This is a genomic window from Arthrobacter sp. Y-9 (assembly GCF_029690065.1).
Taxonomy (GTDB): Bacteria; Actinomycetota; Actinomycetes; order Actinomycetales; family Micrococcaceae; genus Arthrobacter_E.
Genome location: NZ_CP121463.1, coordinates 1,708,398 through 1,730,877 on the forward strand (window position 1 = coordinate 1,708,398; position 22,480 = coordinate 1,730,877).

Sequence of the window (22,480 nt, forward strand, 5' to 3'; positions counted from 1 at the left end):
TCATGTGCGCGCCAAAGCTGGTGGAAGTGGCCGGTAGAGTGTACTGGTGACCTTTGCCATGCAGAATTCTTCGCACACCGGCCTCCGGCTGTTCACCTCCGAGTCCGTCACTGAGGGACACCCGGACAAGATCTGTGACCAGATCAGCGACTCCATTCTGGACGCGCTGCTGGCTGCGGACCCCGAGTCGCGGGTCGCCGTGGAGACCATGGCCACCACGGGCCTCGTCCACGTGGCGGGCGAGGTCACCACGGACGCCTATGTCGAGATTCCGCAGATCGTCCGCGAGACCATCCTGGGCATCGGGTACGACTCCTCGGCCAATGGCTTCGACGGCGCCCGCTGTGGCGTGTCCGTCTCGATCGGCCAGCAGTCCAATGACATCGCGGATGGCGTCTTCAACTCCATCGAAGCCCGTGAAGGCCGCACCCAGGACGACTACGATCTCCAGGGCGCCGGTGACCAGGGCATCATGTTCGGCTACGCGAGTGACGAGACGTCCAGCTACATGCCGACCCCCATCTGGCTCGCGCACCGCCTGTCCGAACGGCTCACCGAAGTCCGCAAGAACGGCGAGCTCGCCTACCTCCGTCCCGACGGCAAGACCCAGGTCACCGTGGGGTATGACGGGGACAAGCCCGTCTCGGTCGAGACCATCGTCATCTCCAGCCAGCACGCCGAGGACGCCGGCCTGGAGCAGCTGCGCAGCGATCTCCAGACTCACGTCATCACCCCCGTGCTCGCCACGGCGGAACTGGACACCTCTTCGGTCCGCAGCATCCTGAACCCGGCCGGCAAGTTCATCATCGGCGGTCCCGTGGGCGACGCCGGTCTGACCGGCCGCAAGATCATCGTGGACACCTACGGTGGTTTCGCCCGCCACGGTGGCGGAGCGTTCTCGGGCAAGGACCCGTCCAAGGTGGACCGCTCGGCGGCCTACGCCATGCGCTGGGTGGCCAAGAACGTGGTGGCCGCGGGGCTCGCGCGCCGCGCCGAGATCCAGATCGGCTACGCGATCGGCCAGGCCCGTCCGGTCGGCATCTACGTGGAGACCTTCGGCACCGAGACCGTGGATCCCGCGCGCATCAGTGACGCGATCAACGAGGTCTTCGATCTCCGCCCGCGCGCCATCATCGATGCCCTGGATCTGAAGCGCCCCATCTACGCCAAGACGGCCGCTCACGGTCACTTCGGCCGCGAAGAGCCCGAGTTCACCTGGGAGCGTCTCGACAAGGTCGCGGACCTCAAGGCCTTCTTCAACGCCTGATCCCGGTGGTGACACGTGCAGGACGGACTCTTTCCGGTCTCTGACTCCGTGGGACCGTCGGCCTCCGGGCCGGGCGCAGGAGGCGGCAAGGGCTGGCTCATGCCCGAACCGCCGGAGAAGCTGGCCTCCACGAATCCTGTGGCACGAGTGGTCATCGAATCCCCGCTGCCTCATCTGGACCGGCCGTTCGACTATCTGGTGCCGGATGCTCTGGACGGCGACGCCGTCGCCGGGGCCCGGGTCAGGGTCCGGTTCGCGGGCCGGGAGCTGCACGGGTACATCGTCGAACGCCGGGAGGACAGCGACTCCGGCACGCGCCTGAGCGTGCTGGACAAGGTCGTCTCCCCGGTCCCGGTGCTCACGCCTGAGGTTCTGGAGCTCTGCCGTCTGGTCGCCGCCCGGTACGCGGGCACCGTGAGCGACGTCCTCCGGCTCGCCATTCCGGGCCGGGTGGCCAGCTGCGAGAAGGACTGGACGCCGCGGGTTGGGGATGTCGAGGACGTGGCGTCCCTGGCGGAGTCGCCTGCCCGCGAGGAGGCGTGGAGCCGCCTCGGCAAAGGCGCCGCCTTCCTTCAGCACCTTCGGACGGGTGGCAGCCCGCGCGCCGTCGTGACCGTGCCTGAAGGTTACGGTCCGCACGCGTGGCCGGAGCTCTTCGCGGAGGCCGCCGTCGCCACGCTGCACTCCGGACGCAATGCCCTGCTCGTGGTCCCGGACCGCCGGGACTTGGATCGTCTGGCCGCGGCCCTGGCTGCGCATCTGCCGCGCGGCCTCGTGGCGAGGCTCTCGGCCGAGGACGGCCCGTCCGTGCGGTACCGCGAGTATCTCCGCGTCCTGGGCGGCTATGCCCGCGTGGTCATCGGCACCCGGGCGGCGTCCTACGCGCCCCTCCAGAACCTGGGGCTGGTGGCGATCTGGGACGACGGCGACGACGTTCACGCAGAACCCCGCGCTCCGTACCCGCACGCCCGCGAACTCCTCATGATCCGCAGTTCCCAGGGGGAGGGCGCGGCGTGCGTCCTCGCGGCACATGCCCGGAGCACCGAGGCCGAACGCCTCGTGGAGAACGGCTGGGCGCCGTCGGTCGAAGCGGACCGCCCCTTGTTGCGCGCCGTCACCCCTCGAGTGGTCAACACGGCGGATTCCTATCATCAGGAACGGGACCCGTTGGCCACTGCCGCCCGGCTCCCGCATGCGGCCTGGCAGGCGGCCAAGGAGGCTTTGGCGCGTGGGCCGGTGCTCATCCAGGTGGCGCGGGGCGGGTATGCGCCCACCCTGCTCTGCGCCGAGTGCAGCACACCCTTGCGCTGTTCGAAGTGTGAAGGCCCTCTGCATGTTCCGGCCACCGGCGCCGCGCCTGAGTGCCGCTGGTGCGGCACGGTGCACCGGACCGTCACGTGCCGGGTCTGCGGGTCGCAGCGATACACGGTCGCCGGGAACGGTGTGCTCCGCACGGCCGAGCAGCTCGGCCGGGCGTTCCCCGGTGCACGGGTGGTCTCGTCGTCGGCCGGACGCGTGAAGGACGTGGCCACCGGAGCCGGGACTCTCGTCGTCGCGACGCTGGGCGCCGAGCCGGTCGCGCCCGAGGGGTACGCCGCCGCGCTCCTGCTGGACGGCGATCAGATGCTCCGGCGCGAGAACCTGCGGGCAGCGGAAGAGACGGTCCGCCGCTGGTTCAACGCGGCGGCGCTGGTCCGCCCGGCCCGGGACGGGGGAGTCGTCATGATCACGGCCGAGCACGACGTCGCCGTGGGTGCTCTGGTCCGCTGGGATCCTGCCTCCTTCGCCGCACGAGAGCTCGCCGAGCGCCGGGAGCTCCACCTGCCGCCCGCGGTCCGCGTCGCCGCGCTCACCGGGCCCAAGGATGCGGTCGAGAACCTGCAGCAGGCGCTGGCGCCGTTGCAGGAGGGCGACCATGAAGTGAGGACAGTGGGTCCTGTCCCATTCGACGACGGCGACTACCGCACGCTCTGCTTCATTCCCTTCGCCGTGGCTTCGGAGGCCGCGCGGCTCCTGCGGGCCGCCAAAGCCGCGGCCTCGGCGAAGCGCACTCACGCGGCGGCTCAGGTGCGCTTCGACGGCCTGGATCTGCTGTAGTCCCTCAGGATCTCAGCGCCGTGCGGATCTCAGCGGTTGCGTGAACCCCGGAGCTTCATGACTTCCTCCGCCGCGGACAGGAGCTCCTGCGCCGAACGGTCCCAGGAGAACCGGGCCGCCTGCTCCAGTGAGGCGCGGCTGGCGGCCTGCCAGGCGCCGTCGTCCTCCAGGGAGCGGACCGTCGCAGCGAAGGCGGCAGGGTCCTCGGCCGCCACATAGTGCGCGGCGTCCCCACCGACTTCACGGAAGATCGGGGTGTCTGCCACCACGACGGGCGTGCCCAGCGACATCGCCTCGACCAGCGGAAGGCCGTAGCCCTCCGCCTTGGACAGCGTCACCAGCGCCGTGCAGCGGCGCAGCAGGTCCTCGTACTCCTCGTCCGTGACGCCGTTGTGGAACACCACCCGTGCGCCCTCGGGGATGAGGGCCTCGAGCTGAGCGCGGCGTTCGGGCTGCACGCGGCTCATGAGTCGGAGCGTGTAGTCCGGCAGGGACGCCATGCCGCGGATGAGCGTCTCGACGTTCTTGTACTCCATGAAGGAGCCCATGTAGACGAGCTCTTTCACGGGTGCCACGCCCTCCGGCCGGGGGACGGCCCCCGGCTGCGGGGCGTTCCCCACGATCCGGATGGGGCGCTTGGTCAGCCGGAACTTCTCCATGAGGGACTCGGTGGTCCGGCTGATGGTCGCGACGACGTCGGCCCGGTTGAGCAGGACCCGCTGCGGCCAGTACGCCTTGTGGTACAGCCGCCACAGGAAGCGGACGGGCGCCGGAAGGAAGCCCGGAGGAGCGGGGTGTTCGTAGTAGATCAGGTCGTGGAGGGTGAGGATGAGCCCGTACTTCCGGCCCCAGGAGCCCATGGTCTGCATGGGGCACACGACCACGTCCGCGCCGAGCTTGTTGACCTCGCGCGCCACGAAGAGCTCCAGCGGCGAGAGCGGGCTGCCGATCTTCACGTACGGGACATCCGGGAGCAGCTTGAGCTGCCGCTCGTCGCTGATCAGCATGGTCACATCCGCCACCTTGGAGCAGGCTTCGATGAGGCTGGCGCCGTAGCGGCTGATGCCGTCGTGGTGGTCGGTGCGGGTGAACCGGGCGTCGATCACCAGTTTCATGCGGGGTGCTCCTGAAGGAAGAGTTCGATCGAGTGGGCGGCGGCCTGCGGCGTCTCGTAGTGGATCAGATGCCCGACGCCGTCGATCACCACGAGCCGCGAGTCCGGCAGGACGTCGTGCAGCTTCTCCTGGGCGGGCAGCGGGGCCACCTCATCGGTGGAGCCCGCGATCAGAAGGGTGGGAAGGGTGATCCGGTCCGCCACCTCGGTGACCGTGCCGGACACGGAGGCGCGGAAAGACTCGAGCAGGCTTTGCCGGCCGGCGAAGTCACTGAAGTACGCGTCGTGCTGGGCGTGGATGAACCGGCGGAGGTCCTTCCGCTTGGTCCGGGCCATCGTGACGCTCATGACGCGGACGATCGCGGGATTGGCCAGGAGGGCCCGTCCGGCCTTCTCGGGCAAGGCGGCGGCGGCGCGGTAGTACGCGATCGCGAGCTTGGTCAGCAGTGCCTTCGGCCCTTCCAGAGCCGGCGCGGCGATGGGGTTGATCAGGATCAACGGCGTGACCTTGCCCGGATACTGCGTGACGAAGCGGCTGCACACGAGAGAGCCGAAGGAATGGCCGAGCAGCACGGTGTCGGGGCCGAGATCCAGAGCGTCCACGAACTCCGCCACGAACCGCGCGTAGCTCTCCAGCGAATGCCCACGGTCCCGGAAGGCCTCCGAGGCGCCGAACCCGGGCAGGTCCGGGGTGATGAAACGGTGGCCCGGCATCATGTCCACCAGGCGCAGCAGCCCGTGGTGGTCACCGCGGAACCCGTGGATCACCAGAATGGTGCGGGTCGTTCCGGGGTCCGGATCCACGGCGGAATGCTCCCAGTAGCGGGCGGGGCCTCCGGGCAGCTCCACGACGGCGGACCGCTCCCGGTCCGCGAGGGCGGGGGAGATGAAGCCGGTGGTGTCGGGCAGGGTCTGGTTCTGGAGGCTCATCACTTCACCTGATCCGGGTGGGAGCCGCTGCGGAAGTCCCGGTCGAGGCCGGCGATCCGGTCCAGGTCGTCCTGGTCCAGGCTGAACCCGAAGAGGTCCGCGTTCTGGCGGATGCGCTCGGCGGAGCTGGCCTTGGGGAAGACGACGGTCCCTTCCTGGATCTGCCAGCGCAGGGCGATCTGAGCGACGCTCCTCCCATGCTTGGCGGCCAGGTCCGCGAGCACAGGATCGTCCAGGAGCGCGCCGCGCGCCAGGGGACTCCATGCCTCGGTCGTGATGCCGTGCTGGGCGTGGAAGGCCCGGAGTTCGCGCTGCTGGAGCCAGGGGTGCAGCTCCACCTGATTCACGGCGGGCACGACTTCGCGTTCCTCGAGAACCCGCTCAAGGTGTTCCACCTGGAAGTTGGAGACGCCGATCGCTCGGACCCGGCCTTCTCGGTACAGGGTCTCCAGAGCACGGTACGTCTCCAGGTACAGACCCCGGCCGGCCACGGGCCAGTGGATCAGGAAGAGGTCCAGGACGTCGAGGCCGAGGGCCACCATCGAGTCGTCGAAGGAGCGCAGCGTGGCATCGTAGCCCTGCTGGTCGTTCCAGACTTTGCTCGTGATGAAGAAGTCCTCACGACTCAGACTGCCGTCCTCCAGCTGAGCGCCCAGTGCCTTGCCCAGGGCCAGCTCATTCCCGTACATCGCCGCAGTGTCGAAATGACGGTATCCGGCGTCGACGGCGGCAGGAACCAGGTCTGCGACATCCTCCCCGGGGACCTTGTAGAGCCCGAATCCCAGCTGGGGGATCAGGACGCCGTTGTTCAGGGCGACGGAGGGGATGTGACTCATGCTCCTGACTCTACCGAAGGTGTCTCCACGAATCCGGGGGACTCGCGCTCAGCTGCCCACCAGGAGCCGGGCCGTCTTTTCGTCGAGGATGAGTTCGGTGACGAGTCCGGCGGCGAGCGCCCCCTTGAGGCCGTTGATCTTGCCCGGTCCGGAGACGACGCACACGCGGCGGGGCGCGCGGCGCAACTGCTCATGGCTGGGCCCGGTCGACCGGGCGTTGAGCGGGATGCCGTCGGTGGACCCGTCGGCCCGGAAGAACACGGTGGCCACATCGCCCACCACCTGGTGTTCGGCGAGGGATTCGAGGTCCCGGCGCTCCAGGTAGCCGCCGGCGTACACGTGGCTGGGATACCCGGCGTCGATCCCGCCCACGCCGAACAGCGCCATCGTCATGCGGGACTGGAGGTCGAGCATGCGGGCCACGCTGCGTTCCTTCCACATCGCCTCCCGAGTCTCGACGTGGTCGAAGAACGCCGGCACCGGGAACTGCTCCACCTTGGCGCCGTAGGCCCGACCGAATCGGCGGAGGATCTCGCTCGAGTAGGAGATGCCGGTCGAGTGGGTGTTGCCGGCGCCGTTGAGCTGCACGATGACGCTGTTGTGGGTGGGGCGGCTGGTGAGGTGACGGCTCACGGCGCTCATGGTGGCGCCCCACGCGACGCCGATGATCGAGTTGGAGTCGACGTGCGGGGTGATGGTCCGCGCGGCGTAGAGGGCCACGCGATCGAGCGCCTCGGCCTCGCCCACGCTCGAAGGGATGGGCACGACGTGCGCGTCCACCCCGAAGTGTTTTTTGATCAATTGTTCAAGCTCGGGCGCCATGTCCAGGCTGGAGCGCACCTGGATCTGCACGAGGCCGGTGTCGCGGGCGGCCGCCAGGAGACGTGAGACCGTGGATCGGGAGGTGCGCAGCTCCCGCGCGATCGCGTCCATGGTCAGATCCTGCAGGTAGTAGAGCTGCGCGGCCTTCAGCACGTCGCCGTCCTTGCGCATGGCACCCCCTTCTGCACGTTTGTGCATTTTGCTTGACGGTAATTTTCAGTCCTTCCAAGAATAGTGGGGACGACGCCGTCATGGCGTCTGGAACGACGTGAAACCCAGTCCGGAGAAGCAATGTCCACGCAGCAGAACGCATCCGCCAACACCCCCCAGACCCGCCAGGCCGTCGAGGCCATCGCCGCCAGGCCGTCAGCGAAGGTGCTGATCGTCGGCGGAGGCATCAACGGCGTGGGCACCTTCCGGGATCTCGCGCTCCAGGGCGTCGACGTGGTCCTGGTGGAGCGCGGTGACTACTGTCAGGGCGCCTCCGGCGCGTCCTCCCACATGATCCACGGCGGCATCCGCTACCTGGAGAACGGCGAGTTCCGCCTCGTCCAGGAGTCCGTGGTCGAGCGCAACCGCCTCATGAAGATCGCGCCCCACTACGTGAAGCCGCTCAAGACCACCATCCCGATTTTCAGCACCTTCTCCGGCATCCTCAGCGCCCCGATGCGCTTCCTGACCCACAAGCAGGGCAAGCCGAAGGAACGCGGCGCCTTCCTCATCAAGCTCGGCCTGAGCCTTTACGACTCCTTCTCCCGCGACGGCGGCACCGTGCCCCGTCACCAGTTCCGCAGCCGCACCAAGGCCCTCGAGGAACTGCCCCGCCTGAACCCGGGCATCAAGTACGCGGCCAGCTACTTCGACGCCTCCGTGCACAACCCGGAGCGCCTCACTCTGGACGTCCTCAACGACGGCCTCAAGGCCGGCGGTGACAAGGCCCGTGCTGCCAACTACCTCAGCGTCGTCGGCCCGGCCGAGGCCGCCCCCGGCGTCGTGCGCCTGCGTGATGAGCTGACCGGCGAGGAGTTCGACTTCAGCGCCGACATCGTGGTCAACGTCACCGGCGCCTGGGTGGACCAGAGCAACACCGCCCTGGGCGCCCCGACCACGTTCATGGGCGGCACCAAGGGATCGCACATCGTGCTGGACCACCCGGAGCTGCTCGCCGCCACGAGTGGCCGCGAGATCTTCTTCGAGCACACGGACGGCCGCATCGTCCTCATCTACCCGATGGGCGACCGTGTCCTCGTGGGCACCACGGACATCAACGCGGACATGAACGAGGACGCCGTCTGCACCGACGAGGAGATCGACTACTTCTTCGACCTCGTGGCGCACGTCTTCCCGGACATCGCCGTGAGCCGCGACCAGATCGTCTACACCTTCTCCGGCGTCCGTCCCCTGCCTCGCCACGATGACACCGCACCGGGCTTCGTCTCCCGCGACTACCGCATCGAGAAGCGCGAGCAGGACTTCGGTGCCGTCCGTGCCACCGTGCTCAGCCTCGTGGGCGGCAAGTGGACCACCTTCCGCGCGCTCTCCGAGCACCTCGCGGATGAAGTGCTCGGTCTGATCGGCGTTCAGCGCAAGGTCTCCACCGCGAAGCTCGCCATCGGCGGCGGTGTCGGCTTCCCGGCCGACGACGCCGGGGTGCAGCAGTGGATCAAGCAGCGCCTCAACCCGGCTGCGGGGCTCGACGCGGCGCGCGTCGACGGCCTCCTCACCCGCTACGGCACCCGCGCCGACGACGTCATCGCGTACCTGGGCCAGGGGGAGGACCGCCTCCTGCACTCCACGCACGAACTGAGCGTCCGTGAACTTCACTGGATGGCGGAGCACGAGCAGATCGGCCACCTGGTGGACGTTCTCATCCGCCGCACCTCCCTCGCTTTCCGTGGCCTGGTCACGGGAGAACTCCTCCGCGAAACGGCCGAGGTCTTGTCAGAACCGCTTGGCTGGGACAAGGATCGAATCGTGGCGGAAATCAACCATGCAACCACTGTCCTGGAGCGTATGCACCTGGTTCAGCTGGACAGCCTGGTTGCCTAGCCCTTCGGGGCTACTTATCCACCGGGCGCTGGCCCGGTGTGTTCAGCACCTCTCAAGGAGTCAATGATGTCTCTTGGAATCGTCTTCCTTTCGGAAGTCTTCGGTACCGCAATGCTCACCCTCCTCGGCTGTGGCGTTGTCGCCAATACCGCGCTGAAGGGGACTAAGGGCAACAACACCGGGTTCCTCTTTGTGAACTTCGGCTGGGGCCTCGCGGTCTTCGCCGGTGTGTTCGTGGCAGCCAAGTCCGGCGCTCACCTGAACCCCGCCGTGACGCTCGGTATCGTCGCGTCAGGTAAGAGCGAGTTCGTCCCCGGCATCCCGGTGGACGCAGCATCCATCTTCACCTACCTGGGTGCGGAGCTGCTGGGCGCCTTCATCGGCGCCGTCGTCTGCTGGCTGGCCTACAAGCAGCACTTCGACGTGGAGCCTGACCCGGCCAACAAGCTGGGCACCTTCTCCACCGGACCCGCGATCCGCAACTACGGCTGGAACCTGGTCACGGAAATCATCGGCACCTTCGTGCTCGTGTTCGTGATCCTCTGCTTCGGCGGTTCTCCCTCGGGCCTCGGCCCGCTCGCCGTCGCGATGCTCGTGGTCGGTATCGGCGCCTCCCTCGGTGGCCCCACCGGCTACGCCATCAACCCGGCTCGTGACCTCGGCCCGCGCATCGCTCACGCCATCCTGCCCATCAAGGGCAAGGGCAGCAGCGACTGGGCCTACGCCTGGGTCCCGATCGCCGGCCCCATCATCGGCGGCCTGCTCGCCGGCTGGGCGGCCCACCTGCCCATCGTGTTCACGGCTGTGGCCAAGTAGCCGGTCGAGAAGGAGAACGAGGAAGTCATGTCTGAATACGTCATCGCGATCGACCAGGGCACCACGAGCTCCCGTGCCATCATCTTCGACCACAGCGGGAACATCGTGTCCACGGGTCAGATGGAGCACGAGCAGATCTTCCCGCATGCCGGGTGGGTCGAGCACGACGCCAAGGAGATCTGGAACAACACCCGTGAGGTCATCGGGAGCGCCCTTTCCAAGGCGAACCTGACCCGCCACGACATCGCCGCGGTCGGCATCACCAACCAGCGCGAGACCGCCGTTGTCTGGGACAAGAACACCGGTGAGCCCGTCTACAACGCCATCGTGTGGCAGGACACCCGCACCCAGTCGATCGTGGACGAGCTCGCGGCCGACGGCGGCGTCGAGCGCTTCAAGGAGAAGGTGGGCCTGCCCCTGGCGACCTACTTCTCCGGAACCAAGGTCAAGTGGATCCTCGACAACGTCGATGGCGCCCGCGAAAAGGCCGAGGCCGGGGATCTGCTCTTCGGCACCACCGACTGCTGGGTTCTGTGGAACCTGACGGGCGGCGTCGACGGCGGCGTGCACGCCACGGACGTCACCAACGCCTCCCGCACCATGTTCATGGACCTGCAGACCCTTGAGTGGGATCAGGACATCCTGGACGCCTTCGGTGTTCCGGCCTCCATGCTCCCGGCCATCAAGTCCTCCTCCGAGGTCTACGGCCAGGTGCACACCTCGCAGCTGCTGCGCGAAGTGCCGGTGGCGGGCATCCTGGGCGACCAGCAGGCCGCGACCTTCGGCCAGGCGGCGTTCCAGGCCGGCGAGGCCAAGAACACCTACGGCACGGGCTGCTTCCTGATCTTCAACACGGACACCGAGATCGTGCACTCCAAGAACGGTCTGCTGACCACCCTGGGGTACAAGCTGGGCGACCAGCCGGCACACTACGCGCTGGAAGGCTCCATCGCCGTCGCGGGTTCGCTGATCCAGTGGCTGCGTGACAACCTCGGCATGATCTCCACCGCTCCGGAGGTGGAGCAGCTGGCGGCTTCGGTCGAGGACAACGGTGGCGCGTACATCGTGCCGGCGTTCTCCGGCCTGTTCGCTCCGTACTGGCGTGCGGATGCCCGCGGTGCGATCGTCGGTCTGACCCGCTACGTCAACAAGGGCCACATCGCCCGCGCCGCGCTGGAGTCCACCGCTTTCCAGACCCGTGAGGTCCTGGACGCGGTCAACGCCGACTCCGGCGTGCCGCTGACGGAGCTCAAGGTCGACGGCGGCATGGTCGCCAACGAGGCCCTCATGCAGTTCCAGGCCGACATCCTGGGCGTGCCCGTGGTCCGTCCGAAGGTCACCGAGACGACCGCGCTGGGCGCCGCCTACGCGGCCGGCCTCGCCGTCGGCTTCTGGAAGGATCTCGGCGAGCTGTCCGCCAACTGGGGCGAGGACAAGCGCTGGGAGCCGCAGATGGACGCCGAAGAGCGCGACCGTCAGCTGCGCCTCTGGAAGAAGGCCGTGACCAAGTCCATGGACTGGGTCGACGAGGACGTCAAGTAAGTCCTCCGTCACGACGGAGAGAGGCCGCGCATCGCCCGCAGGGGTGGTGTGCGGCCTCTTCCGTGGACCGGAGGAGCATGCCGCGCGACGGGACGGAACCGTGCGGTAAAGTGGAGGGTATGCACGCAATCCTTCTGCTTAGCTAGCCGTCCCTCGGCGCCGCGTCTGCGTACAGTTCCGACGTGGTGTTCCGATGTGGACGGCCGCCCCTTGAACCCTTCCGACAGCCGGGCTGTCGTCGCGGGTTGAGGGGCTTTTGTGTGTGTGGAGTGGATGAGCGTGGCTGGAACGATGCCGGAGCGCCGAAGGTGAGAGAGCAAAGAGTGAGCGTAGAAGCTGAACAGACCGTGGGCGGTGAGTCCGCGCGCGAGCGTGGCTATGACTTCGCCGCCATCGAGGCCGTGTGGGCCAAGGCCTGGGAGGAGAACCCCCAGTTCGCCCCCCTCGACGACGGATCGCGCGAACGCCGCTACGTCCTGGACATGTTCCCGTACCCGTCCGGCGACCTTCACATGGGTCACGCCGAGGCCTTCGCCATGGGTGACGTGGTGTCCCGGTACTGGCGCCTGAAGGGCTACGACGTCCTGCACCCCATCGGCTGGGACTCCTTCGGCCTGCCCGCCGAGAACGCGGCCATCAAGCGCAACGCCCACCCGAGCGAGTGGACCTACACGAACATCGACACCCAGGCGGCGTCCTTCAAGCGGTACGCCATCTCCGCGGACTGGACGCGTCGTCTGCAGACCTCGGACCCCGAGTACTATCGCTGGACCCAGTGGCTTTTCAAGCGCTTCTACGAGAAGGGCCTGGCCTACCGCAAGGACTCTCCCGTCAACTGGTGCCCGAAGGACCAGACGGTCCTCGCCAACGAACAGGTCATCAACGGCGCCTGCGAGCGGTGCGGCACCCCGGTGACGAAGAAGTCCCTGAATCAGTGGTACTTCAAGATCACCGATTACGCGCAGCGTCTGCTCGATGACATGGACCAGCTGGAGGGCCACTGGCCCGAGCGTGTGCTGGCCATGCAGAAGAACTGGATCGGCCGCTCCGAAGGCGCTCACGTCCGCTTCGTGATCGAAGCGGCGGGGGACAAGCCCGAGCGCGAGACCACGGTCTTCACCACCCGTCCGGACACGCTGTACGGCGCCACCTTCTTCGTCGTGGCCGCGGACTCCGATCTGGCTGTCGAGCTGGTCGCCCCGGAGCACGCGGAGGCCCTGGACGCCTACCGCGAGCAGGTCAAGGCCCTCTCCGAGATCGAGCGTCAGTCCACCGAGCGTCCCAAGACCGGTGTGTTCACGGGCCGTTACGCGATCAACCCGCTCAACGGCGAAAAGCTGCCCGTGTGGGCCGCCGACTACGTCCTGGCCGACTACGGCACGGGTGCGATCATGGCCGTGCCTGCGCACGACCAGCGCGACCTGGATTTCGCCAAGGCGTTCGGCATCCCCGTCCGCCCCGTTCTGGAGACCGGCGAGGAGAACCCGGCGGAGACCGGCGTCGCGGCGACCGGCGAGGGGACCCTCATCAACTCCGGTGAGCTGGACGGACTGAGCAAGGCCGAAGCCATTCCGGCCGCCATCGCCATCCTGGAGCGCCTGGGTACCGGTGAGGGCTATGTGAACTTCCGCCTGCGCGACTGGCTGCTGAGCCGTCAGCGGTTCTGGGGCACGCCGATCCCGATCATCCACTGCGAATCCTGCGGTGAGGTGCCCGTGCCCGATGAGGACCTGCCGGTCCGTCTGCCGGACGATCTGCGCGGTGAAGACCTGGCGCCCAAGGGCACGTCGCCCCTGGCCGCGGCCGAGGCGTGGGTCAACGTCACCTGCCCCTCCTGCGGGGGGCCGGCGCGCCGGGACAGCGACACCATGGACACCTTCGTGGATTCCTCCTGGTACTTCCTGCGGTTCACCTCGCCGGACTACACCGAGGGCCCCTTCGATCCGGAGGCCGTCAACACCTGGATGCCGGTGGGTCAGTACGTGGGCGGCGTCGAGCACGCCATCCTGCACCTGCTGTATTCCCGCTTCTTCACCAAGGTCATCCATGACCTGGGCATGCTGGAGACCACCGAGCCGTTCACCGCGCTCCTCAACCAGGGTCAGGTGCTCAACGGCGGCAAGGCCATGAGCAAGTCGCTGGGCAACGGCGTGGACCTGAGCGAGCAGCTGGACAAGTTCGGCGTCGACGCCGTGCGCCTCACCATGGTGTTCGCCTCCCCGCCGGAGGACGACGTCGACTGGGCGGACGTCTCGCCGTCCGGCTCGGCGAAGTTCCTGGCCCGCGCCTGGCGCCTCGCGCAGGACGTCACCAGCGAGCCGGGCACCCCTGCGGAGTCCGGTGACAGGTCCCTGCGTGCCGTGACGCACCGGACCATCGCCGATGCGGAGGAACTGCTCGCTGCGAACAAGTTCAATGTGGTGGTGGCCCGTCTCATGGAGCTGGTCAACGCGACCCGCAAGGTGATCGACTCCGGGGCCGGCGCCGCCGATCCCGCCGTTCGCGAGGCGGCCGAGACCGTGGCCGTGATCCTGTCCCTGTTCGCGCCGTACACGGCGGAGGACATGTGGAGCCTGCTGGGCCGTGAGCCGTTCGTGGCGAACGCCGCCTGGCCGGTGTTCGATCCTTCGCTCCTGGTCCAGGACACGGTCACCGCTGTGCTGCAGGTCCAGGGCAAGGTCCGCGACCGTCTGGAAGTACCCGCCGACATCACGGAGGACGCCCTGCGTGAGCTCGCGCTGGCCTCCGAGAACGTGCAGCGGATCCTGGACGGGCGGGACATCCGGACGGTCATCGTCCGGGCGCCCAAGCTCGTGAACATCGTCCCCGCCTAGGCCGGACGACATGCCGGAGCCGGGGGCCGGGACCTGGGGACGCTTGCTGGAGCGTCTCGAGGCTCTCCGCGCCCTCGGCTCTTCCGGTTTCAAAGGCGGCCGCGCGGACGGCCGTGCCGGACGCGTCAGGAAGCCTGTGCCGCCGGCGGTGCAGGTCGCCGTCGTGACGGATTCCGCGGCGGCACTGCCGCAGGCCTGGCTCGACCAGGCGCCGGACTGGTTCCGGCACGTGCCCATGCCGGTCATGGTGGGGGAGGAGATCTACTCCTCATCCGACCTGGCGGAGGGTGAGGCTCGGGTGGCCGAGCGTCTGAGCGTAGCACTGGCGATGGGCGAGACGGTGCGCACCTCGCGTCCCTCGCCGGCCACCCTGGCCGCGGCTTATCGGGAACTCGAGGCCGCTGGTTACGTGGCCATCCTGTCCGTGCATCTGTCCGCGGACCTGTCCGGAACCGTCGACGCCGCGCGCATCGCGGCCGCGGAGTGCGGGATCCCGGTGCAGGTGCTCGACTCGCGGACCGCCGCCATGTGCCAGGGTTTCGCCGTGCAGACCGCCTGTGAACTGGCCGGCCAGGGGGCTCCTCTGGAGCTGGTGGCGGCCGGCGCCGAAGCGTCGCTGGCTGGAAGCACGGTCCATTTCTACGTCCCGTCGCTCGAGCAGCTCCGGCGCGGCGGCAGGATCGGCAGTGCGGCCTCGTGGCTTGGCACCGTGCTGGCCATCAAACCGATCCTCGGAATCGCCGGCGGCAAAGTGGTGCCGGTGGAGCGCGTCCGTTCCGCGGCCCGGGCACTGGCTCGTCTGGAGGAGCTGGCGGGCGCCGCCGCAAAGGGTATCCCCGAAGAGTCACTCGGACTCGCGGTCCATCACTTCGGCTCGCCCCAGGCCGCCACGGATCTGGCCGCCCGACTGGCCGCGGTTTTCCCTGCCGCGCCTCCGGTGGTGATCAGCACGCTTCCGCCGGTGCTGGCCGCTCATGTGGGCCTCGGCGTCCTCGCGATCGTCAGCGCACAGCTCCCTCCCCGTGAATTGTCCTCATAGACCATCCCGCATCCGCCACGGGTGGCGTGCCGCAGTAATTTCGGGGGATGACACCGTCCGATGCGCAGGGACGCCTGGACCGGATTCTCGCCGGGACATCCGGAGGCGCTGATTCCCCTTTGCCCGAGCCGAATCCCACTTTGGCCGAGCGGCGTCGGCTCCACCGCCGTGGCCGCTTCCGCTGGTACATCAGCCTCCGGGCCCTGACGACGACGGCGCTGTGCCTCGTCGCGCTCCTGGGCGCCTGGTGGGCCGTCACGGCCGCAGCTCCGGGCCAGTCCGCTCAGGAGTCACCCTCCGCCTCACGCGGCTCTGTGGAGCCCATCCCGTCGAGGCTCCCTATGCATCCTTCACCCGCCACACCTTCGGGTCCGGCCTCAGGGCCGGCGCTGATCGTGGTTCATGTCTCCGGTGCGGTGAAGCATCCGGGCATCGTCCGCCTTCCGGCCGGTGTGCGGGTGTTCCAGGCGATCGACAAGGCCGGCGGTGCTTTGGACACGGCGGAGCTGGACGCCTTGAACCTGGCCGAGCCGCTGCAGGACGGGCGCAAGATCCATGTGCCGCAGCGCGGTGAGCGGATGACGGGGCAGGACACGAATCCGCCCGATCCCGGAGGAGGCGCAGGTGGCACCGGGCCTGCCAAAGGCCCTGGCAAACGATCCGGAAGCCCTGCCGCGCCCGTCGACCTCAACACGGCGTCGGAGGAGCAGCTCATGACCTTGCCGCGGGTCGGGAAAGTGCTCGCCGACAGGATCCTTGCGTGGCGTGAGCAGCACGGGTCCTTTACGAGAATCGACGATCTCGACGCGGTCGACGGCATCGGTCCTCGCCTGCTGGAGCAGCTGACGCCGCTCCTTGTCCTCGGCGGTCGGTCGTGAGGGGTCCCGCGGTCATGAACGGTCCTGCGGCTCTGGAGCGTGCCGTGCAGGGCATTGTGGGTTTGCTGGTGGTGGCGAAAGCCGTCCTGAGGTCTCGTGACGAGGAACTCGAGCGGCATCTTCTTTTGCGGGAAACGACGCATGATGTGCGCTTGGTGCCGGTGGTCTGCCTGCTCTGGGGCGTGAGCGCCGTAACCGCGGCGAGAGACGAAGCGCTGTTGAGGGGTCTGTTCATCACCGGCGCTGCCGTGCTCTGCGCTGCCGGCCTGTGGTGGTTCCTCACGCCCCGCAGACGGCGTCGTCGGGGAACGAGGCGACGCCGCGGGAGCGTGGCTGCCGGCCTCGTTCTCGGCGTCCTCGTGGCGCTGGTGGGCTGTCTCCTCGGACTCGTCCGTACCGCCGACCCCGGTCAGCGACAGCTGTGGAGCGCCGTGCGGGCCCGGCAGGCCGTCACCGTTCTCGCCACGGTCGCCGGGCACCCCGAGGCGCTCCCTCAGAATCAAGGCCAGGACGACGGGGCCACGGGGCAGGGAGTTCCGCCTCGGGGAACCCGTGAGCTGCTCGACGAGTCGCCCTGCGCCCACGGCTGCCGGTTCGCGGCCCGTCTTCAGCGGATCGGGAGCGGGGACGCGCGGCGGATCCTGGACCTTGCCGTGGACGTCCAGTGTCAGAGGGTCTGCACGGCACTCCGCTACGGCCAGGAGGCGGAACTGATGCTGCGTCTCAAGGAGCGGGACGGCCGCCCCGGTTCGCTGTCCGCCACGGTCGTGGCGAAGCCCCGACTCCTCGCGGCCCCGTCTCTATTCGAGGCTGTGGTCTCCCGGCTCCGGCAAAGATTCCTCCGCAGCAGCCGTGCCGTCGCCGGTGATCCGGGCGCCTTGCTGGACGGCATGGTGCTGGGGGACCGCAGCCGTGCATCGCCGGCGTCGGCCGCGGTCATGACCACCACCGGCCTGACACACCTGACCGCGGTCTCCGGAGCGAATTGCAGTGTGGTGTTCGCTTCCGTGGTGCTGTTGCTGCGTGGCGTGCGGGTGAGCCGGCCGGTCGTGATGCTGCTGTCCTTGCTGTCACTGGCGGCGTTCGGTGCGCTGGTGGGGCCGGACTCGAGTGTCCTGCGGGCCGTGGTGATGTCTGCGGCGGGGCTGGTGGTGATGATGGGCGGACACCGTGGCCGCGGGCTTCCTCTGCTGTGTGTGAGTGCGTCCGGGTTGCTGCTGGCGGAGCCGTGGCTGGCCTGGGACCTGGGATTCGCGCTGTCGGTGGCGGCGACGGCGGGGATCCTGGTCTCCGCTCAGGGTCTTGCGCAGTGGCTGGGCCGGTGGATGCCGTATGCGATGGCGCTGGGTCTGTCGATCCCGCTGGCGGCGAATCTGGCCTGTGCGCCGTTGCTCGTGCTGATCCAGCCGCAGCTGACACCGTATTCGATGCTTGCCAACGCCCTGACGGCGCCGTTGGTCGCCCCGGTGACGCTCCTGGGAACCGCAGCGCTGCCTCTGACTCTGGTGCCGGGGCCGCTCGGCGGGCTGTTGATCGGCTGGGCAGGGTTGGCCACTCAGGGGATCTGGACGATCGCCCAGGTGGTGAGTGGACTTCCCGGAGCGCTCGTCGACTGGCCTCCGGGGGTTCTGGGCCTGATCACGATGGCGGTCTTCGGAGCATGTCAGGTGGGGTCGCTGTGGCTGCTGGCCCACCCGCGGACCGTCGTGGGTTTCTACCGGCGGGCCCACGCGCTCCTGAGAGACGGCCCGAGACGCAGCACGTCAGAGGCCGGTAGGGTGCAGACATGACCTACCCTGACGACACCAGCCCTCTGCGCAGCGCCCTGTCAGCCATCGACGACGGTCATCCGCTCGTCGCTCCGATGAACGGCAACGTGCAGCACATCCTTCCGCGGCTGGACCGGATCGAGGCGAAGGACGCCTACGTGATCGAATACCTCGAGTATCTGGAGCGGAGGATCGCGGCACTGGAGGCCCAGCTGGAAGCGCAACCGCGGGCACAGTGAACAGACCCGGCGGAGGATCTGCGGGACGCCGTCGAGCCGGGATGGAGGCCCCTCCTCGCGATACGATGCTGGGGAGCGATCAGCCGAAAACAGCAGGGAGACCACCTCGATGGCGAAGGCCGCCTCATCCACCGCCTTGAACTGGCGAGACATCCAGCCCGCACCGCTGGTCCTCCTTTCCGGCCCCGAGGAGTACTTCGCCCAGCGAGCCCGTGATCTGCTGCGCAGTCAGCTCCGACAGGCTCACCCCGACCTGGAGGTGACAAGCTTCGACGCCTCGGAATACCAGCCCGGGGCACTTCTGATGGCCTGCAGTCCGTCGCTCTTCGGCGAGTTCAAACTCATCGAGGTCTCGCGGCTGGAAGCCATGAACGACGCGTTCCTGACCGACGCGCTGGAGCTGAGCGCCTCGGGCGCGGAGGACGCCGTCGTCGTGTTCCGTCATGGCGGCGGCAACCGGGGCAAGAAGCTCCTGGATGCCGTGAAGTCGCGGTGGCCCGTGGTGGACTGCCAGCCCCTGAAGCGTGACACCGACAAGAACGCGTTCGTCACCTCCGAGTTCCGTGCGGCCAGCCGCCGCATCGAAGGCCCGGCGGTGGTGGCGCTCGTCAACGCTGTCGGCTCCCAGACCGCCGAGCTGGCCGCGGCCTGCGTCCAGCTCATTGAAGACACCACGGGCACGGTCACCGCGGACGACGTCGAGAAGTACTACGGCGGCCGCATCGAGGCGACCTCCTTCAAGGTCGCCGACGCCGCGCTCGACGGCGACGCCGCCGGTGCGCTGGCCACCCTCCGCTATGCCCTGGATTCCGGCGCGGACCCGGTGCCTCTCGTCGCGGCGCTGGCCGCCAAGCTGCGGACGCTGGCCCGGGTGGCGGGCAGCCGTGGATCCGCCGCCCAGGTGGCGCGTGATCTGGGGATGCAGCCGTGGCTCGTGGAGCAGGCGCAACGGGACGTCCGACGGTGGACCCCGGAACAGCTGCGCCTGTGCGTCCGGGCCGTGGCCGAGGCCGACGCCCAGGTGAAGGGTCTGTCCCGCGATCCTGTCTACGCGGTTGAACGCGTGGTCCACCTCGTGGCCTCCTCCGTCCGGAGCCGCTGAGCGGAGCGGCGAAGAGAGCCGCAGACCTGCAGACCGCGGTGCCGCGGTGCGGCCTGCGTTCGACGTCGAACACCTTCACATCGAACGCGGGCCGCACCGCCGGTTAACGCAAGAGTGGCCGGTCCCTGGGGGACCGGCCACTCCGAAGCAAGTGCGGTGTCAGCCTGTCACGTCAGTGACCGGCCGCAGCGGTTCTCTTAGAGAGCGCTGACCTTCTTGTTGATCGCGGACTTGCGGTTGGCAGCGTTGTTCTTGTGAATGACGCCCTTGCTGACAGCCTTGTCCAGCTTACGGCTGGCCGCCTTCACGGCGGACTCAGCGGCTTCCTTGTTACCAGCCTCAACCGCCTCGTTGACGGTCTTGATGAGGGTCTTGAGCTCAGACTTGACAGCGACGTTGCGCTGGCGAGCCTTCTCGTTGGTGAGGATGCGCTTCTTCTGAGACTTGATGTTAGCCACTTAGTGAACTCTCTTGTAATGACGGATGGGTCTAGAGGGCGTCAGATTGGCCATTGACTGAGCGGCGTGGGGATGCCTATGGCAGCCAATCATCAGTGTCCGTCGACCTGTGCGGACACACAGCAAATGATCTTAGCAGAATCCCGGCCCGGATGGCCAAAGACATGGCCGAAGACTCAGTGTCCGGCGCGGCGCAGTCCGTCGCTGACCTGGCTGAATCGCCGCCTGTCGAGCACGGCCCCTTCGCGCCGGATGGCGGCGGGGTCGACCCGCACCACGCGGTTGACCTTGACCTCGCTGGAGCGGCCCTCGCGATCCCACGGACCGGACCCGATGTCCACGTAGGCGGCGTCGCGATGCGCGGCGTTGTTCTTGTCCTTGGACGTCAGCATGAGGCCGAGCAGCCACGGGCCGTCCTCGCCCACCAGGAGGACCGGCCGGTCCTTGCCCTGCCGATGGTCCTCTTCAAAGGGGACCCATGTCCACACGATCTCACCGGGATCGGCCTTTCCGTCGGCCCGCGGTGAATAGCGCATCGCCACGACGCCGGTGAAGTCGCCGGGATATCCGGCGGCCGCACCGCGCCCTCTACGGGGCGTGCGGCGCGGTGTGGCGCCGAGGAACCTGAGGATGCGTGAGAACAAGCCGGCCATGTGGTCCAGCGTACCCACCGAGAGCGCCGCGGCCGTGGCGGCGTGCGTGAGGAGAAGTGGGCCGAAACGTGGGAGAATGGTTGATCTGACCCCTCGGTCCTGTTCCGCATGCCCGGCTTCATGCCGGAGCCGCGCCGGAAGGACCGCCCGAAGGCAACAGTAAGGACTCCTGAGTGTCTCCCATGGCCCGCACTGCACCGGTGCCCGCCGCGACTGATCCGTCCGTGATCCGCAACTTCTGCATCATCGCGCACATCGATCACGGCAAGTCGACCCTCGCCGACCGCATGCTGCAGCTGACCGGCGTGGTCCAGCCCCGGGACATGAAGGCCCAGTACCTGGACCGCATGGACATCGAGCGCGAGCGTGGCATCACCATCAAGTCCCAGGCCGTCCGCATGCCCTGGGAGTTCGAGGGCACGAACTACGCGCTGAACATGATCGACACCCCGGGCCACGTGGACTTCACCTACGAGGTCTCCCGCTCGCTGGCCGCCTGTGAAGGCGCGATCCTCCTGGTGGACGCCGCGCAGGGCATCGAAGCCCAGACGCTGGCCAACCTCTACCTGGCCATGGAGAACGATCTGACGATCATCCCCGTGCTCAACAAGATCGACCTGCCCGCCGCCCAGCCGGAGAAGTACGCGGCGGAACTGGCCAACCTCATCGGCGGCAAGCCCGAGGACGTGCTGATGGTCTCCGGCAAGACCGGCGTCGGCGTCGAGGGCCTCCTGGACAAGATCGTCCAGGACCTGCCGGCGCCCGTCGGCGATCCGGCCGCGCCTGCGCGTGCCATGATCTTCGACTCCGTGTACGACACCTACCGCGGCGTGGTCACGTATGTCCGCGTCGTGGACGGCAAGCTGTCGCCGCGTGAGCGCATTCAGATGATGTCCACCAAGGCGAGCCACGAACTCCTCGAGATCGGTGTAAGCTCTCCGGAGCCCGTGCCGACCAAGGGGCTGGGCGTCGGCGAGGTCGGCTACCTCATCACCGGTGTGAAGGACGTCCGCCAGTCCAAGGTCGGTGACACCGTCACCACGCTGCACAAGCCCGCCTCGGAGTCCCTCGGCGGGTATGAGGACGCCAAGCCCATGGTGTTCTCCGGCCTGTACCCCCTGGACGGCACGGACTACCCGGTGCTCCGTGACGCGCTGGAGAAGCTGATGCTCAACGACGCGGCACTCGTGTACGAGCCGGAGACGTCCGCGGCCCTCGGTTTCGGCTTCCGCGTGGGCTTCCTCGGCCTGCTCCACCTGGAGATCACCCGTGAGCGCCTGGAGCGCGAGTACAAGCTGGATCTGATCTCCACCGCTCCGAACGTGGAGTACGAGGTGACCCTCGAAGACAAGAAGGTCGTCCACGTCACGAACCCGAGCGAATACCCCGTCGGCAAGGTCGCCGAGGTGCGCGAGCCGATGGTGTCCGCCACGATCCTGGCGCCGAACGAGTTCGTCGGCGCCATCATGGAGCTGTGCCAGTCCCGGCGAGGCATCCTGGGCGGGATGGACTACCTCTCGGAGGACCGCGTGGAGATCCGGTACCGGCTCCCGCTGGCGGAGATCGTCTTCGACTTCTTCGACACCCTGAAGTCCAAGACCCGCGGCTACGGCTCGCTGGACTGGAAGGCCGACGGCGACCAGGTCGCCGACCTGGTCAAGGTCGACATCATGCTCCAGGGCGAGACGGTGGACGCCTTCAGTGCGATCACCCACCGCGACAAGGCCTACTCCTACGGCGTCATGATGACCTCCAAGCTGCGGGAGCTCATTCCCCGTCAGCAGTTCGAGGTCCCCATCCAGGCCGCCATCGGCGCGCGCATCATCGCCCGCGAGAACATCCGCGCCATCCGCAAGGACGTGCTCGCCAAGTGCTACGGCGGTGACATCAGCCGTAAGCGCAAGCTGCTGGAGAAGCAGAAGGAAGGCAAGAAGCGCATGAAGATGGTGGGCCGCGTCGAGGTCCCGCAGGAAGCCTTCATCGCCGCGCTGAGCAACGACGAAGGCAACGGCAAGGACAAGGCCAAGAAGTAGCC

At 68.1% G+C, this 22,480-nt stretch carries 18 protein-coding genes; 12 read left to right on the forward strand and 6 right to left on the reverse strand.

Annotation, left to right across the window (positions count from 1 at the left end; all coding sequences use genetic code 11):
- Nucleotides 1-58 precede the first annotated feature (58 nt).
- Together metK and P9849_RS07515 are read left to right on the forward strand one after the other, a co-directional pair.
- Nucleotides 59-1,267, forward strand: a complete 1,209-nt coding sequence (gene metK / locus P9849_RS07510; RefSeq protein WP_066212661.1) for a methionine adenosyltransferase — start codon at nt 59-61, stop codon at nt 1,265-1,267.
- Nucleotides 1,268-1,366: 99 nt separating this feature from the next.
- A complete protein-coding gene (locus P9849_RS07515) occupies nt 1,367-3,364 on the forward strand; it encodes a primosomal protein N' (protein WP_278269000.1) in 1,998 nt (665 codons plus the stop codon).
- Nucleotides 3,365-3,393: 29 nt separating this feature from the next.
- Here P9849_RS07515 and P9849_RS07520 read toward each other — a convergent pair whose 3' ends face one another.
- From P9849_RS07520 to P9849_RS07535, 4 genes are read right to left on the reverse strand one after another with little or no spacing between them, the layout of a single operon-like run.
- Nucleotides 3,394-4,479: a glycosyltransferase family 1 protein gene (locus tag P9849_RS07520; RefSeq protein WP_278269001.1), complete on the reverse strand. Its 1,086-nt coding sequence runs from the start codon at nt 4,477-4,479 to the stop codon at nt 3,394-3,396.
- Nucleotides 4,476-5,408, reverse strand: a complete 933-nt coding sequence (locus P9849_RS07525) for an alpha/beta hydrolase (protein ID WP_278269002.1) — start codon at nt 5,406-5,408, stop codon at nt 4,476-4,478. The genes P9849_RS07520 and P9849_RS07525 overlap by 4 nt, the downstream gene beginning before the upstream one ends.
- Nucleotides 5,408-6,244 carry an aldo/keto reductase gene (locus tag P9849_RS07530; protein ID WP_278269004.1) on the reverse strand — a complete coding sequence of 279 codons (837 nt, stop codon included), beginning with the start codon at nt 6,242-6,244 and terminating at the stop codon, nt 5,408-5,410. The genes P9849_RS07525 and P9849_RS07530 overlap by 1 nt, the downstream gene beginning before the upstream one ends.
- 48 nt (nt 6,245-6,292) lie before the next feature.
- Nucleotides 6,293-7,237 carry a sugar-binding domain-containing protein gene (locus P9849_RS07535; RefSeq protein ID WP_278269005.1) on the reverse strand — a complete coding sequence of 315 codons (945 nt, stop codon included), beginning with the start codon at nt 7,235-7,237 and terminating at the stop codon, nt 6,293-6,295.
- A gap of 120 nt (nt 7,238-7,357) precedes the next feature.
- Between P9849_RS07535 and P9849_RS07540 the strand changes: the two genes are divergently transcribed.
- The 9 genes from P9849_RS07540 to holA all read left to right on the forward strand — a co-directional run bounded on the left by P9849_RS07540 (nt 7,358) and on the right by holA (nt 19,334).
- Nucleotides 7,358-9,115, forward strand: coding sequence for a glycerol-3-phosphate dehydrogenase/oxidase (locus P9849_RS07540; RefSeq protein ID WP_278269006.1), 1,758 nt, complete (start codon nt 7,358-7,360; stop codon nt 9,113-9,115).
- Between the two features lie 66 nt (nt 9,116-9,181).
- On the forward strand, nt 9,182-9,931 hold the full coding sequence (locus tag P9849_RS07545; protein WP_278269129.1) for an MIP/aquaporin family protein: 750 nt from the start codon (nt 9,182-9,184) through the stop codon (nt 9,929-9,931).
- Between the two features lie 27 nt (nt 9,932-9,958).
- Nucleotides 9,959-11,473, forward strand: a complete 1,515-nt coding sequence (gene glpK, locus P9849_RS07550) for a glycerol kinase GlpK (protein WP_208188785.1) — start codon at nt 9,959-9,961, stop codon at nt 11,471-11,473.
- A 323-nt stretch (nt 11,474-11,796) separates the two neighbouring features.
- Nucleotides 11,797-14,307: a leucine--tRNA ligase gene (leuS, locus tag P9849_RS07555; protein WP_278269007.1), complete on the forward strand. Its 2,511-nt coding sequence runs from the start codon at nt 11,797-11,799 to the stop codon at nt 14,305-14,307.
- A 10-nt stretch (nt 14,308-14,317) separates the two neighbouring features.
- Nucleotides 14,318-15,346: a DegV family protein gene (locus tag P9849_RS07560; protein WP_278269008.1), complete on the forward strand. Its 1,029-nt coding sequence runs from the start codon at nt 14,318-14,320 to the stop codon at nt 15,344-15,346.
- Nucleotides 15,347-15,393: 47 nt separating this feature from the next.
- Nucleotides 15,394-16,224 carry a ComEA family DNA-binding protein gene (locus P9849_RS07565; RefSeq protein WP_278269009.1) on the forward strand — a complete coding sequence of 277 codons (831 nt, stop codon included), beginning with the start codon at nt 15,394-15,396 and terminating at the stop codon, nt 16,222-16,224.
- Nucleotides 16,225-16,553: 329 nt separating this feature from the next.
- Nucleotides 16,554-18,014 carry a ComEC/Rec2 family competence protein gene (locus tag P9849_RS07570; RefSeq protein ID WP_278269010.1) on the forward strand — a complete coding sequence of 487 codons (1,461 nt, stop codon included), beginning with the start codon at nt 16,554-16,556 and terminating at the stop codon, nt 18,012-18,014.
- The gene (locus tag P9849_RS07575; protein WP_278269011.1) at nt 18,011-18,232 is read left to right on the forward strand and encodes a hypothetical protein; all 222 of its coding nucleotides are present in this window, start codon (nt 18,011-18,013) and stop codon (nt 18,230-18,232) included. The genes P9849_RS07570 and P9849_RS07575 overlap by 4 nt, the downstream gene beginning before the upstream one ends.
- A 109-nt stretch (nt 18,233-18,341) precedes the next feature.
- Nucleotides 18,342-19,334, forward strand: coding sequence for a DNA polymerase III subunit delta (gene holA / locus P9849_RS07580; protein ID WP_278269012.1), 993 nt, complete (start codon nt 18,342-18,344; stop codon nt 19,332-19,334).
- Nucleotides 19,335-19,531: 197 nt separating this feature from the next.
- Here holA and rpsT read toward each other — a convergent pair whose 3' ends face one another.
- Together rpsT and P9849_RS07590 are read right to left on the reverse strand one after the other, a co-directional pair.
- Entirely contained in the window at nt 19,532-19,792 is a 261-nt protein-coding gene (gene rpsT, locus P9849_RS07585; RefSeq protein ID WP_278269013.1) for a 30S ribosomal protein S20, read from the reverse strand.
- A 176-nt stretch (nt 19,793-19,968) separates the two neighbouring features.
- Nucleotides 19,969-20,445, reverse strand: a complete 477-nt coding sequence (locus P9849_RS07590) for a type II toxin-antitoxin system PemK/MazF family toxin (protein ID WP_278269014.1) — start codon at nt 20,443-20,445, stop codon at nt 19,969-19,971.
- 173 nt (nt 20,446-20,618) lie between these two features.
- Here P9849_RS07590 and lepA point away from each other — a divergent pair, with 173 nt between their 5' ends.
- On the forward strand, nt 20,619-22,478 hold the full coding sequence (lepA, locus tag P9849_RS07595) for a translation elongation factor 4 (protein ID WP_278269015.1): 1,860 nt from the start codon (nt 20,619-20,621) through the stop codon (nt 22,476-22,478).
- Nucleotides 22,479-22,480: the final 2 nt, after the last annotated feature.

What these genes read in the sequence shown, in the direction of transcription:
- P9849_RS07520 (WP_278269001.1), bottom strand. Translation starts at nt 4,479, where the DNA reads ATGAAACTGGTGATCGACGCCCGGTTCACCCGCACCGACCACCACGAC.
- P9849_RS07590 (WP_278269014.1), bottom strand. Translation starts at nt 20,445, where the DNA reads ATGGCCGGCTTGTTCTCACGCATCCTCAGGTTCCTCGGCGCCACACCG.
- P9849_RS07535 (WP_278269005.1), bottom strand. Translation starts at nt 7,237, where the DNA reads ATGCGCAAGGACGGCGACGTGCTGAAGGCCGCGCAGCTCTACTACCTG.
- P9849_RS07525 (WP_278269002.1), bottom strand. Translation starts at nt 5,408, where the DNA reads ATGAGCCTCCAGAACCAGACCCTGCCCGACACCACCGGCTTCATCTCC.
- P9849_RS07540 (WP_278269006.1), top strand. Translation starts at nt 7,358, where the DNA reads ATGTCCACGCAGCAGAACGCATCCGCCAACACCCCCCAGACCCGCCAG.
- glpK (WP_208188785.1), top strand. Translation starts at nt 9,959, where the DNA reads ATGTCTGAATACGTCATCGCGATCGACCAGGGCACCACGAGCTCCCGT.
- P9849_RS07565 (WP_278269009.1), top strand. Translation starts at nt 15,394, where the DNA reads ATGACACCGTCCGATGCGCAGGGACGCCTGGACCGGATTCTCGCCGGG.
- P9849_RS07560 (WP_278269008.1), top strand. Translation starts at nt 14,318, where the DNA reads ATGCCGGAGCCGGGGGCCGGGACCTGGGGACGCTTGCTGGAGCGTCTC.
- P9849_RS07515 (WP_278269000.1), top strand. Translation starts at nt 1,367, where the DNA reads ATGCCCGAACCGCCGGAGAAGCTGGCCTCCACGAATCCTGTGGCACGA.
- holA (WP_278269012.1), top strand. Translation starts at nt 18,342, where the DNA reads ATGGCGAAGGCCGCCTCATCCACCGCCTTGAACTGGCGAGACATCCAG.
- P9849_RS07575 (WP_278269011.1), top strand. Translation starts at nt 18,011, where the DNA reads ATGACCTACCCTGACGACACCAGCCCTCTGCGCAGCGCCCTGTCAGCC.
- metK (WP_066212661.1), top strand. Translation starts at nt 59, where the DNA reads ATGCAGAATTCTTCGCACACCGGCCTCCGGCTGTTCACCTCCGAGTCC.
- P9849_RS07530 (WP_278269004.1), bottom strand. Translation starts at nt 6,244, where the DNA reads ATGAGTCACATCCCCTCCGTCGCCCTGAACAACGGCGTCCTGATCCCC.
- P9849_RS07545 (WP_278269129.1), top strand. Translation starts at nt 9,182, where the DNA reads ATGTCTCTTGGAATCGTCTTCCTTTCGGAAGTCTTCGGTACCGCAATG.